General features: G+C 50.3%; 11 protein-coding genes. 7 read left to right on the top strand and 4 right to left on the bottom strand.

Going from position 1 to position 12,792, the window contains the following annotated elements; all coding sequences use genetic code 11:
- Positions 1-114 precede the first annotated feature (114 nt).
- From AT746_RS17070 to AT746_RS17080, 3 genes are read left to right on the top strand one after another with little or no spacing between them, the layout of a single operon-like run.
- Positions 115-510 carry a GntR family transcriptional regulator gene (locus tag AT746_RS17070; RefSeq protein ID WP_231730964.1) on the top strand — a complete coding sequence of 132 codons (396 nt, stop codon included), beginning with the start codon at positions 115-117 and terminating at the stop codon, positions 508-510.
- Entirely contained in the window at positions 507-1,379 is an 873-nt protein-coding gene (locus tag AT746_RS17075) for an ABC transporter ATP-binding protein (protein WP_062482880.1), read from the top strand. The genes AT746_RS17070 and AT746_RS17075 overlap by 4 nt, the downstream gene beginning before the upstream one ends.
- Positions 1,376-2,797, top strand: coding sequence for a hypothetical protein (locus tag AT746_RS17080; RefSeq protein ID WP_062482881.1), 1,422 nt, complete (start codon positions 1,376-1,378; stop codon positions 2,795-2,797). The genes AT746_RS17075 and AT746_RS17080 overlap by 4 nt, the downstream gene beginning before the upstream one ends.
- A gap of 35 nt (positions 2,798-2,832) precedes the next feature.
- Here AT746_RS17080 and AT746_RS17085 read toward each other — a convergent pair whose 3' ends face one another.
- The 4 genes from AT746_RS17085 to AT746_RS17100 all read right to left on the bottom strand — a co-directional run bounded on the left by AT746_RS17085 (position 2,833) and on the right by AT746_RS17100 (position 6,563).
- A complete protein-coding gene (locus tag AT746_RS17085; protein ID WP_062482882.1) occupies positions 2,833-3,570 on the bottom strand; it encodes a substrate-binding periplasmic protein in 738 nt (245 codons plus the stop codon).
- A 151-nt stretch (positions 3,571-3,721) separates the two neighbouring features.
- The gene (gene mnmH / locus AT746_RS17090) at positions 3,722-4,825 is read right to left on the bottom strand and encodes a tRNA 2-selenouridine(34) synthase MnmH (protein ID WP_197414284.1); all 1,104 of its coding nucleotides are present in this window, start codon (positions 4,823-4,825) and stop codon (positions 3,722-3,724) included.
- Positions 4,818-5,867, bottom strand: coding sequence for a selenide, water dikinase SelD (gene selD, locus AT746_RS17095; RefSeq protein WP_062482883.1), 1,050 nt, complete (start codon positions 5,865-5,867; stop codon positions 4,818-4,820). The genes mnmH and selD overlap by 8 nt, the downstream gene beginning before the upstream one ends.
- A gap of 39 nt (positions 5,868-5,906) precedes the next feature.
- The gene (locus AT746_RS17100) at positions 5,907-6,563 is read right to left on the bottom strand and encodes a GntR family transcriptional regulator (protein ID WP_062484353.1); all 657 of its coding nucleotides are present in this window, start codon (positions 6,561-6,563) and stop codon (positions 5,907-5,909) included.
- 113 nt (positions 6,564-6,676) lie between these two features.
- On the opposite strand from AT746_RS17100, the gene AT746_RS17105 reads away from it, so the two are divergent.
- From AT746_RS17105 to AT746_RS17120, 4 genes are all read left to right on the top strand, one after another.
- Positions 6,677-7,909, top strand: coding sequence for a M24 family metallopeptidase (locus tag AT746_RS17105; protein WP_062484355.1), 1,233 nt, complete (start codon positions 6,677-6,679; stop codon positions 7,907-7,909).
- A gap of 50 nt (positions 7,910-7,959) precedes the next feature.
- A complete protein-coding gene (locus AT746_RS17110; RefSeq protein ID WP_062484357.1) occupies positions 7,960-8,397 on the top strand; it encodes a nucleoside deaminase in 438 nt (145 codons plus the stop codon).
- Entirely contained in the window at positions 8,378-9,151 is a 774-nt protein-coding gene (locus AT746_RS17115) for a substrate-binding periplasmic protein (RefSeq protein ID WP_197414285.1), read from the top strand. The genes AT746_RS17110 and AT746_RS17115 overlap by 20 nt, the downstream gene beginning before the upstream one ends.
- A 90-nt stretch (positions 9,152-9,241) precedes the next feature.
- Positions 9,242-12,439 carry a DEAD/DEAH box helicase gene (locus AT746_RS17120; RefSeq protein WP_062482888.1) on the top strand — a complete coding sequence of 1,066 codons (3,198 nt, stop codon included), beginning with the start codon at positions 9,242-9,244 and terminating at the stop codon, positions 12,437-12,439.
- Positions 12,440-12,792 lie beyond the last annotated feature (353 nt).

The following is a 12,792-nucleotide window of genomic DNA, read 5'->3' on the forward strand; positions in this document are numbered from 1 at the left end:
ACGGCTTGCTTATTCTCTTTCTTAAAAAAATCGGGCTGCCAGTTCAGAAAGAACTTGCATTTCATCACCAGTGTATTATACAAATAATACACCAATACAGTAAAGGGCGATTCCTTGTCAGATAACCAATGGCTCTTCTCGGTAAATCCTTCTTCCGGTGAGCCCATTTACAGACAAATCATGGGGCAAATAAAACGTCTGATTGCCAGTGGTCAGTTGCATCAGGGGGAGGCCCTGCCCTCGGTGAGACAACTGGCCGGCGAACTTGATATTAACCCCATGACCATCTCCAAGGCCTATGGCCTGCTTGAAGCTCAGGAGCTGATTGAGAGAGTGCGGGGCATTGGTATGCGGGTTAAAAGCAGCACTTCACAAATGCCGCTGCAACAGCGCCTGCAACTGCTTACTCCGATTGCAGAGCAGCTTAGCGCCCTGTGCGGGCAACTGGATATTGAACAACACCAAGCCATTCAATGGCTGACTGAACAACTGAAAAAGGATGTGTCATGAATATGATTGAGATGGAACAGGTCAGCAAAAGTTACCAACAGTATCAGGTGCTGAACAAAATCACCCTGAATCTGCCACAGGGGCATATCATGGGATTACTTGGGCAAAACGGTGCCGGTAAGACCACCTTGCTGAAACTTTGCCTGGGGTTGCTTAAGGCTGATAGGGGTGAGATCCGGGTCATGGAAGCTCCAGGTTGGGATATGCCACCAAAAGTCAAAGAGCAGGTAGGTTATGTTGCCCAGAAGTCCGACACCCTGCACTGGATGAACGTCAGCCAATTACTCGACTATACCGGTGCCTTCTATCAGAACTGGGATGCAGCTAAAGTCACTGCGCTGATGCAACGCTGGCAATTGGATCCTAAGTCCAGGGTATCGGACCTGTCTGAAGGGCAGAAACAGCGGGTGGCAATTATCCAGGCCATAGGCCATAACCCGAAGTTGCTGATTCTGGATGAGCCGGTAGCGAGTCTGGATCCGATGCTTCGTCGGGAATTTATTCGCGAACTGATTGATATCAATCTTGAAAACGGCACTTCAGTGCTGTTCTCAACCCATATCCTCTCTGATCTCGAACGGGTTGCCAGTGATATTGCCATATTGCGACGGGGGGAAATCTGTTTCCAGGGCAGTCTTGATGAGCTCAAAGAGCGCTATGTGCGTCTGCATCTTAGCAGTCACAGCCCCCTGCCAAAGGCACTACAGATTCAGGGCCTGCTGCATATTGAACACAGCCCTAACCATATCCGTGCTCTGGTAGAAAACCCTGACAGAGCTGTCGTCTCAGCACTGGAAAAGCAATTGAATGCTACGGCTCAGATTGAAGCCCTCGGCCTCGATGATATTTTCCTGGAGCTGCACAAATGAACGCCTATATTGCCATTCTAAAACGAGACCTGCGAATCAATGGTACGGCTTATTTGTTGCTGCCTTTGTTCATAGCGATTGTGTTATCCACCGAACAACAATTACACAGCCTGTACGAAAATGTCACCATAGCAGTGTTGCTACCAGCTGTACTTGGCTGGCAGCACGCCAACAGCCTTAAGGCCATGATCGCTAACCCTGCATCATTGCTATCCCCCAATGGACGAATACAGCAATTTAACTACTCCACCGCACTCAGTATCGTCTTTTTGGTTTTGGTACCACTGCTGACTGGCATTGCTCCTGCTAGCATTCTAACTACCTGGCTAATACTGAGTCTCTCTGTTGTGGTGCTGCTTATCAGCTTCTCTGCTGCTCTGCCTGAAACTGCTAACCTGGCCGGGTTCTTTATGTCGCTAGTGTTTGTATGGTGGGCAAGTGATCTCCTCGGGGTGGTGTATATCGCCGATATCAGTCAGTTCGTCTCGCTGATGGCGCTGCCAGAGCCGGTTAGAATAAGTATCGCATCCGCGGCGACAATATGGTCAGTACTGATGTTCCGACTATTTCAGAGGGCATACTTTGCGCCCAAAGAGCTGGACGAATCGCGTCTACCCCATAGCTGGCTCAGTCGCACCAATGAAAAAGTCACACTTTGGAAAAGTATAGGATTCTCCTCACCTCACTGGCTCAGTGCATTGGTACAGAACTGGCAGCGCCGTTGCTTTCTGGTTAATCCCCGCAGTCTGCTTGAAAAGGGGCTGTATGGCGGGGAAAGAAGCACCAATGCCGTGACCGTAGTATTGATATGCAGTTGTTTAGTGATACTGGTGATGACATTGCTAAGTATACCGGCGCGCGCTCAGGGTGCGCTCAATTCGGAAGGCTGGCTGATGGTCGTCGGTATGTTTTTTACCCTGGCAGCTTTTATTCTCAGCTTTAACCTGATGCTGGAATTTATCTCTTTGCAGCCCACGGTGGTTGAACTCTGGCTGCTGGATAAAAGCCCTGATCGCAAAACGTATATGGCCCGTGTGGGCAGAAGTTTCTGCCTGAGAGTACTGCGTTTTTATGCCTTCTTTGCGCTCATTTTCTTACTTATCGGTATTGCTGTGGCGGGTTCTTTTAGCGGAATACGTATCTATTTTATAATCATCAGTTTCAGCGCAATGATATTGCCATTGCAGATTGCTCTGGCTTTTTACTGCGCGCCACGATTCAGATACCGCCCTCTTCTGATTAACAGCCTGCTGGCCATCACTGTCGGCATTTATGCAGCTACAATGGTGTTTTCTAAGGTGATTATTCCGGTCGGTGGCCTGATGGCCTCCCTGACAGTGCTCGGTGGCGTCGGGCTGGCGCTGACTGCTCTGCAATATGACCGTTGGTGTAAAACTGCATTAGAGCTGGCCGACTAGATCATACCAATCGAAAACAGACCGGTAATTTTGAACTATTCCGTGTAATTCTGATAAAGCAGATCGTATAAACCGCTGGCTTTTATTTCTGCCAGCCCCTCTGCGAAGTCGCGGGCCATACCGGCATCACGGAAATAGACGCCGTACCAGGTTTTTCCCGGAAAGATATCGTGGTAGCTGACCGGCTCGTCAGTATGTAACTGCATATCCATGCGCTGGCGATACCAGTCAAACACAGTCCGGTCGGCCACTACCACTTCGGCTTTGCCGGTCCAGAACATGGCCATTTGCCGACGTTGACTGGCAATTTCCTGATAGTGCCTTGTATGGCTTCCGTCCCTGGCAAACAAGCGCCGGAAGTCGGGACCCAGAAACTGCCCAGCTCCTTCAAAAGCAATCACCTTGTAGTTGGTCAGATCGCTTATCTGCTCAATCTGTAAATGATCAGTCTGCCTGGAAATGGCAAAATTATGATAGTAGGTAAATTCATCCACAAAGTGCCAGGGTGAGTCCGGCAAGGGTTTTTGTGTGGTTACCGCATCCAGTTGTGGTACGGCCTCCAGTGCCCGTTGCAACTTGTTATTGCTGAGGTGCACCACCAACAGATCATGGCCCCTGACGGCCAGTGCCTCCCGGAAAATATCAATCTCCAGACCGGTACGGGTCTGACCCATCACAAAAGGGGGTTTGTCGATACCGAAGGCGACGGTAAGACGCTCTGATTGGGAAAAAGTGCTGAACAGTAAAAGGCTAAGCAGTAAAACACGTAACATAGTTTTCTCTGTATCCCTCTGATCCGGGTTCAAACTAAGGCACTTTTTAGTGCGCTAAATCCATCCAGGATCATTAATCGGAGAATTTATTTTATCCATGGCCGATGAGTATAGCTGCTGTAATCCACAGCACCTGTAACAGAATGTCTTTTTATTCATTATGTTGCCGCAGCCAGAATGCCTCAACTTCGGACGCCTGGCCTGAAAACAAACAGTGGCGGGCTTTTTTTCCCAGTTGATAGTCATACATGGGGTCATAGTAGTCACTGAGTAGCTTTGATATCCATTCCCGGTGCGCCTGAGCATCGCCCTGCCGATGTCTGATAAAGGCCTTTTCAAGCAACTTTGCCAGTGCCTGATACCCTTCCATCCCTAAACGACGGCGGATCCGGTAAAGACTCTGACGCAGATATTCACTGAACTGTTCAAATCCCTGTTCAGCATAGTGGCTAACCGAATCGGCGAGCCGCTGCACAATATATTCATTAAATATATTCTCTACCCGCTGTTCAAAAGGCGTTTCCAGAATCACTACAGGGGCGGCGGCCATCTTTTCGCGCAGAGATTGAGGCAGCATCACTGAGCCTATATGACCGGACTCATCTTCCAGCATTATCCCTTCTGGCTCACCGCGATTTTGCTTTATCCATAACTCAGCCAGTGCATTTTCAAAGGCTATCTGGGTGGGCTGAGGCTGGATCTGGCCACCGAAGCTGGAACCACGATGATTAGCCAGCCCCTCGAGATCCACAGTACCCGGCAATCTCTGCAATAATTCAGTCTTACCGCAACCGGTGCGACCGGCCAGCAACACCAGAGGGGTCGTTGCAATCAACCGCTCAAGCTCATCAATAAGAAACCGACGCAGCGCTTTGTAGCCACCGGCAATGCGGGGATAATCAATACCGGCGTCGGCGAGCCATTGTTGGGTGATCTGTGAGCGTAAACCGCCGCGCCAGCAAAACAGCGCCCCCTTGGGATGAGTACGGGCAAATTCTGCCCAGGCTGCAATTCTGTCGGCTTTCAGCTGCCCGCTCACCAGTTTATGTCCCAGGTTAATGGCCGCCTGCTGGCCATAGTGTTTATAGCAGGTGCCCACTTTCGCCCGCTCTTCGTCGCTCATCAGCGGCAAACTGACTGCCTGTGAAAAGGATCCCCTGGCAAATTCAGCCGGGGCGCGCAAATCCACCAGTGGCCGATCCTCAATAAACAGCTGCCGATAATCCGTAATCAGCTGATGGGAAATATCAGACACCGACAATTACCTGATGCTCCTGGTCGCTATTGACTATGCTGCCAATGGGCGACAAATCCAGTTGATGCTGTTGAAACAATCTATGCACTTTCTCCAGCGCCTGCGGGTCGTCACGGATCGCCACCAGCAGGCCGCCGCTGGTTTGCGGATCGCACAGCAAAGCTTTTTGTTCAGCGTTGAGGGACGACACCTTATGCCCATAACTGGCAAAATTGCGCTCTGTACCGCCTGGCACACAGCCCATGGCAATATACTCTGCTACTGCCGGTAATGTCGGCACGGCTGAGGAGATTAAGCTGGCCGCCACCCCACTGCCTTCACAAATTTCCAGTAAATGCCCCAACAGACCGAAGCCGGTCACATCGGTGAGCGCCGACACCTCCTTCATCGCCGCCAACTCGGTGCCAATGTGGTTTAAACGACACATACTGTCGCGGGCCAGATTGGCATGTTCGGCTCTGAGTTTGCCCTGCTTCTGCGCCGTGGTCAGCACTCCCACGCCCAGAGGTTTGGTCAGGAATAACAGATCTCCTGCCCTGGCTGTATTGTTCTGTTTGAGCTGATCAATCGCTACCTGACCGGTTACCGCCAGCCCGAAGATAGGCTCAGGAGAGTCAATACTATGGCCACCGGCAAGTATGATACCGGCCTCCATACAGGCCTGGCGACCACCATCGATCACTTGTCGGGCTATCTCTGACGCAAGCTTATTCACCGGCCAGCCGAGAATAGCGATAGCCATCAGGGGTTTGCCGCCCATGGCATAGATATCACTGATGGCATTGGTGGCGGCAATACGGCCAAAATCGAAGGGGTCGTCGCAGATGGGCATAAAAAAATCGGTGGTACTGAGCACCGCCATACCATTGCCCAGATCATATGCGGCGGCATCGTCTTTACTGCTGTTACCCACCAACAGTTTCGGATCGGGTTTTATATCCAGCTGCGAGACCAGCATACTGTCGAGGATCTTAGGTGAAATCTTGCAGCCACAACCTGCGCCATGACTGTACTGAGTGAGTTTGACTGGTGCTTTATTCATCTGCTGTTTTTACCCTTTTCGGGACTTTTATATCTGATGTTACATGGCTTTTTTCAGCATTGCCTTGATATCTTCCATTGCCTGCAGAATATGCTGACGTAAATAATCACAGGCCAGTTTACTGTCGCCCGCCTTACACAATTCCAGCAGCTGACGATGTTGCTCGGACGAAGTAACAATTTCGCCTTCCCGGATAATATACATCCGGGTATAGCGTTCTGAGTTCTGGCTCAACATCCGCACAAACTCCTCTGTTTGTGGGCGATTGGCACGGCTGTAAAGTTTCTGGTGGAACTGGCTGTTGAGGCGGCCGGTAATATTGTTACTGTCACCATCTTCAGTGGCCGCTTCAAGCGCTGCGAGAATGCCTTCAGCGTCTTCAAAATCCTGCTCAGTCAGGCCTCTGACAGAATACTTTAATAACTCAGCTTCAAGCATGGCGCGCAACTCGAACAATTCATCGATCTGCTCAATGGAAATCTCCGCCGCTGTTGCTCCTTTGTGCGCTTCAAGGTTAACCAGTCCTTCGGCCTCCAGTTGCATCAAGGCCTCCCGGACAGGAATGCGGCTGACCCGCATTTCTTCGGCCAGAGCCGCCTGTCGCAACGGCTCCCCGGCCTTGATCTGCCCGCTGACAATCTTTTCTCTTATGGCCTCTGTCACCAGTTGCGTGCGTGTTTTATGTTCAATGGCCATATCTTTCTCTTTATAATTGCATACCAAATACATTATACGGATCTGCAAAACAGGCGCCATAGAATACGGCAACAGGTGATATTATGGATGTCATAAAACAACAGGAGAATGTTATGCAACACAACGGTATTGGTGGCAGCACAGCAGAACAGGCGCTGGCCAGACTTGAAGATATGACCGGCGATCTGTCACCTGTCGGCATTACGGAATACCGGCAACGTATTACCAAAGCGCAGGCATGGATGCAACAGCAAGGGGTAGATGCGTTATATCTGAATGCCGGAACGAATCTGAGCTATTTTACCGGGCTGCACTGGTATGCCAGTGAGCGTATGGTGGGCGCGATTTTACCGGCACAGGGGCCACTGAAATATATCGCGCCGGAATTTGAAATAGGCAGTCTTAAAGATCATATGCAGCTTGATGGCGAGATCCTGGCCTGGCTGGAACATGAAAATCCCTACCAGTTACTTGTTTATGCCCTGCAAAAAATGGGCATTGCCAGCTCGGGCACCCTGGCTATCGATGAAAGCACGGCATTTTTCATCTTTGATGGTATCCGTCAGGCGGCACCCGCTTTAAACCTGGTCAATGGCAGTCTTATTACCGCCCATTGTCGCATGCACAAATCCGCCGCAGAGCTTGCCCTGATACAGCGCGCCATGGACATGACCCTTGCCGTGCATCAGGCTGCCGCCAGTATTTTGCATGAAGGCATCAGCACCAAAGACGTTGAAGCCTTTATCCATCAGGCCCACCGCAAGGTCGGTGCGCCCGGCTCCTGGTTCTGCATTGTCTTATTTGGTCAGGCCACGTCATTCCCTCATGGTGTCAAAGATCCTCAGTTTCTTAAAAGCGGCGACATGGTACTCATCGATACCGGTTGCAAGGTGCATGACTATTTGTCCGATATTACCCGCACCTATGTCTATGGCGAACCCAGCGCCCGCCAGCGACAATTCTGGCAGTACGAAAAGCAGGCTCAGGCTGAAGCTTTTGCTGCCGCACACCCGGGTGCCACCTGTGGCGATGTGGATAAGGCAGCCCGTGACTATCTTGTAGCTCAGGGCCTGGGACCCGACTATCAGTTACCTGGCCTGCCCCACCGCACCGGCCATGGCATCGGTATGGATATTCATGAATGGCCCTATCTGGTCAAAGACAATCCACAGGTACTCGCGCCTGGCATGTGTTTCAGTAATGAGCCTATGCTGGTAGTACCCGGCGAGTTTGGCATTCGGCTTGAGGATCATTTCTATATTACCGAACAGGGCGCCAGGTGGTTTACCCGGCCTAGTCACGCTATCGATGATCCCTTTGGTTATCAGGCTGGCTATTCCAACTAAACAGAAACTGGTTTATGCTGAAATCCGGCATATGGTGCAGAGGTTTGAGTATGGATGTATTTCTTGAAGCCGCAATAGAACAGGCCAGGCTGGGGTTAGCCGAAGGAGGTATTCCTATTGGTTCGGTACTGGTTCATGACGGCAAAATACTCGGAGCCGGCCATAATCGCCGGGTACAGCAGGGCAGCGCCATACTCCATGGTGAGATGGATGCCCTGGAGCAGGCTGGCCGTCATCCGGCCAGTGTCTACCGCGAATCGACTCTTTATACGACCTTGTCACCCTGCAGTATGTGCACTGGTGCCATATTGTTATACGGCATTCCAAAAGTAGTAATAGGTGAGAATCAGACCTTTATGGGTGAAGAAGAACTGTTGCAGTCCAGAGGCGTCAAACTCCAGGTCGTGCAGGACAAAACCTGTATCGCATTAATGGAAGAGTTTATTCAACGTAACCCGGATTTATGGTTTGAAGATATCGGCGAGTAAGTTAACGGCCATAGCCCTTTGGCTATGGCTGCCATTTTCGGTGCTGGCTGCGCAAAAAGTCACAGTGGGTGTGTATGATTACCCACCGTTTTACATTGCATCAGCCGAAAGCCATGGCGGCGTCACACCTGACATCATCAGGCTCCTGAACCAGGCACAGCAGGAATTCGAGTTCGAACTGGTCACCACGACATCAAGACGTCGCTACCAGGACTTCGAAGCCGGCTTGTTCGATCTGATGTTATTCGAAAGCGCCGAATGGGGCTGGCAGAATTACGATGTGGTTGCCACTGAGCCTTTTTTCTCTGGCGGTGAAGTGTGGATAGCCTACGCGATGCCGGACAGGGATCAGCGCTATTTCGAAACCATCGGTAAGAAACGTTTGCTTGGTGTACTGGGTTATCACTATGGATTTGCGGCACTGAATTCAGATCCGGACTATTTAAAGGACAATTTTTCCATCCACCTGCTGGATAATCAGGAAAAAATCATTAACCTGATTGCCGAACAACGCGCCGATATGGGCATAGTGGCGCTGTCTTTTCTGAACAATTATCTGCACCAACATCCGGAAATGCGTGAAAAACTGCTGATTTCGGAAGAGTTTGATCAGACCTATGAACATGGCGCCCTGCTCAGAAAAGGCGCTCCTCTCAGTGTCGATTGGCTGAACAGGCTATTCAGTCAATTGCAGGATAAAGGAGAGCTGGATCGCCTGTGGTACAAGCACCATTTACGTGAAAAGGAAGAGTAATATCCATCCCAGTAAAATTCAGGTTTTAGCATCCCCGCCCCTATGCCATCATCTCTTAACGCCTTAACTTTCAAGTCAAAAACAGGTTTCATGCATTCCATCAAAGCGCTTCAGAGTGTGTTCCGCCACCGCGACTGGGAAAAGGGCCGCAGTATGTACCAGTCGGGCCATGTAGTGGATATCACTTATGATGAAGATTTAAATATGCTCAGCGGTGAAATCGAGAGTGAGCGTGGCGTCGGCATCTATGAGAGCTTTCTGGACTGGGGAATGAAGGATATCCTGTCAGACTGCAGTTGCCCGGTAGGCAGTTTTTGCAAGCATACTGCAGCCATGGTACATGCGCTGCTGGCGCAACGACAGCAAAGTAAGGGCGCATCAGAGCGGGATATCTGCCACTGGCTGCAACAGCTTGAAGCCCCCCATAAAAAATCGGCAGAGAATGAGGAAATCCTGCTGTATTTCCTCAATAACAGACAGGCCGGTGAGCTCAAAGGGGTGCAGGTAAGTGTAAAGAGCAGCCGCCGACTCAAATCCGGCCAGCTCAGTAAGAGTCTGCGCGGGCAATATATCTCTGAGCATTTTCTGCGTTCAGCGTCACTGAGTGAACAGGACAGGCATCTGTGCACCGATCTGCTGGCCGCCAAAAACCCCTTCGATATGGTGGAATCTTATACCTTGCTGGAGAAACTGGTGCAGACCGGCCGCTGTTACTGGCAAGGTATGGATAATCCTCCCCTGACGCTGGATAGAAACCGGCAAGCCCGCCTGCAATGGCAACACAAAGATAATTGCTACGCCCTTAAAGTAACAATCGACGGCAGTCCGCCTGCTCAGATGCTGCAATGTCTGCCTCAGGCCTATGTGGATACAGAGAAAATGCACCTCGGGAAGCTGGAATTTACCCTGCCGCCACAGAAAATCAAAGCCCTGTTAGCAGCACCATCGATGTCTGGCGAGCAACTCTCCCATGTCTGGCCTCAGGTGGAACAGCTGCTGGATACCGGGGAAGAACTTCCACTGCCAGAGGGCATAAAGGCAACCCGGCCCCTGGCGCCGAAACCCAGGCTGGTTTTTATCTCACCGCCGAATAATCCGGACTCATCCAGAGTCGTACTCAGCTTTGACTATCAGGGTAAAATTATCAGCCCCCATAGTCGGGACACCCAACTTACCAGCAAGACGGGCGATCCCCTCTATCGCCATCAGGCCTTTGAACAACAGACCATAGAAAGGCTTACCGAAGCAGGATTTAAGCCAGTGGCCGCATATCAGCAGCATTGGAGAGCGCCGGATTTCGAACTCAGATTAAAAAAACAACAATGGTATCCGATACTGCATCAACTGGTACCTGAGCTAAAAGCCGATGGCTGGCAAATTGAGTTTTCCCCTGACTTTCATTTTCAGTTGCTTGCATCTGAGGGCCATATCGAGGCTGAGTTTGAACAACAGGATAGTGACTATCTGTCACTGGCAATGAATATCGATGTTGATGGCCATAAGATGCCATTATTTCCCATATTGCACAGCGCTATTGAGCAACTGCCGGCTGACCACTGGCAACAGGATCAAAGCCACAATGGGGAAGGTGAAAAAAGAATTGTCTATGTTGAACTGCAGCCCGGACAATGTCTGCCTCTGACGTTCGAGACCATTAAACCTCTGCTGGCACAATTTATTGAGCTGTTTATGCCGGGCCGGCTGAATAAAGACGGCAGTCTTACGCTGTCTAAGCATGTCAGCCACCACACTCTTAGCGTGCTGGATAGCCAGGGCATTGTCAGTCGCGGCGAGCAGGCATTGCGTAAAATGGCAGAGCGATTGCGTCATTTTGATGGTATCCGGCCCGTGCCATGCCCGGAAACCCTGAATGCCGAATTGCGCGAGTATCAGCAGACCGGGCTCAACTGGCTGCAGTTTTTACGTGAATACGAACTCGCCGGTATTCTTGCGGATGATATGGGGCTGGGGAAGACACTTCAGGCGCTGGCCAACCTCTGTATAGAGAAACAACAGGGCAGATTAACCACCCCGGCCATGGTACTGGCGCCCACCAGTGTCATTTTTAACTGGCAGGCGGAGGCGAAGCGCTTTGCACCAGAGCTCACAACCCGGGTAATCTGCGGCAATCAACGTCAGCCTCTGTTGCAGGGCTTAGAGGCTGTGGATCTGCTGATCACCAGCTATGCATTGCTACCCAGAGATATTGGTAATTATCAGGATATCACTTTCCACTACCTGATTCTGGACGAAGCCCAGTATATAAAGAATCCCAAAACCAAACTCTACACTGAATTACTCAGCCTCAGAGCCAGACATAAGCTGTGCCTGACCGGTACACCAATGGAAAATCACCTGGGGGAACTCTGGTCACAGTTTAACTTTCTGCTGCCAGGACTACTTGGCAACCAGCAGCAGTTCAATCGCCTGTTCAGGAACCCGATTGAAAAACAACGGGACCACCAGCGTTTGCAGTTGTTAAGTGAACGTATTGCGCCTTTTATTTTGCGCCGCACTAAAGACAAAATTGCTAAAGAGCTACCCGCCAAAACGGAGATCATTCGCTACGTACAGATTGAGGGCAAGCAAGCGCAACTGTACGAGAATGTGCGGCTGGCGGTAGATGACAAACTGCGACAGGTGATTGCTGCCAAAGGTATGGCCAGGAGCCAGATAGAGCTCCTCGAGGCCATGCTCAAGTTACGCCAGGTGTGCTGCCATCCGTTGTTATTACCTCAAAGCATGCACAAGAATGCTATCCAGTCAGCCAAGCTTGAATTACTGATGCAGATGCTGCCTGAACTGATTGAAGAGGGTCGGCGAATACTGGTGTTTTCACAATTTACGTCCATGCTGGCACTGATTGAACAGGCGCTGGAAAAAGCCGCCATCCCTTATGCAAAACTGACCGGCGCCAACCGTAACCGAGAGAAGATCATTAACAGCTTTAAGCGGGGTGAGGTGCCACTATTTTTAATCAGCCTGAAAGCCGGTGGCACCGGACTCAATCTTACTGAAGCGGATACGGTGATTCACTATGACCCCTGGTGGAACCCGGCGGTGGAGAATCAGGCCACGGATCGTATTCATCGTATTGGTCAGGACAAACCGGTATTTGTCTACAAACTGATTGTGGAAGGCTCCATAGAAGAAAAAATCCAGCAACTTCAGCAACAGAAGAGTCAGCTGGCGCAAGCCATATTGTCGGACAAACTTTCTGAGCGCAGTGAAAAACTGGATCAGGATAACCTGCAAGCCTTGTTGCAACCATTGAGTCAGGGGCTCTGATCTGACACCGCAACCCATTAACAATTTAAAAACACTTGCATTACAAAAAGAAAAGCGCTAATTTTACATGAAAGCGCTTACATTTTGATTCTGTGAAGTTGATGGTTTTTACAGGGTAGCGCTGAATTCTGAGTAAAGTCTATTTAAAACAATATGTTGTGGATACGACTTAAGAGATAAAGCCATTTAAGCAGGGATTAAGGATTTGTCAGCTCAGAGCAAATTCCTGTAGCAAAATTTTTACACAAGCTACAAACGGGATAATCAGGCTTGCAAGTATTGATCTTTTTTTTGACATACACTTGTAAGCGCTTACAAAACAAAACCAAAGAGCACGATGTATACACATCGGA

The organism is Lacimicrobium alkaliphilum, from assembly GCF_001466725.1.
In the GTDB taxonomy this organism is placed as follows: Bacteria; Pseudomonadota; Gammaproteobacteria; order Enterobacterales; family Alteromonadaceae; genus Lacimicrobium; species Lacimicrobium alkaliphilum_B.

Bases quoted from the DNA above. Each gene is read 5' to 3' on its own strand.
- AT746_RS17075 (WP_062482880.1), top strand. From the start codon at position 507: ATGAATATGATTGAGATGGAACAGGTCAGCAAAAGTTACCAACAGTAT.
- AT746_RS17105 (WP_062484355.1), top strand. From the start codon at position 6,677: ATGCAACACAACGGTATTGGTGGCAGCACAGCAGAACAGGCGCTGGCC.
- AT746_RS17110 (WP_062484357.1), top strand. From the start codon at position 7,960: ATGGATGTATTTCTTGAAGCCGCAATAGAACAGGCCAGGCTGGGGTTA.
- selD (WP_062482883.1), bottom strand. From the start codon at position 5,867: ATGAATAAAGCACCAGTCAAACTCACTCAGTACAGTCATGGCGCAGGT.
- AT746_RS17100 (WP_062484353.1), bottom strand. From the start codon at position 6,563: ATGGCCATTGAACATAAAACACGCACGCAACTGGTGACAGAGGCCATA.
- AT746_RS17080 (WP_062482881.1), top strand. From the start codon at position 1,376: ATGAACGCCTATATTGCCATTCTAAAACGAGACCTGCGAATCAATGGT.
- AT746_RS17120 (WP_062482888.1), top strand. From the start codon at position 9,242: ATGCATTCCATCAAAGCGCTTCAGAGTGTGTTCCGCCACCGCGACTGG.
- AT746_RS17085 (WP_062482882.1), bottom strand. From the start codon at position 3,570: ATGTTACGTGTTTTACTGCTTAGCCTTTTACTGTTCAGCACTTTTTCC.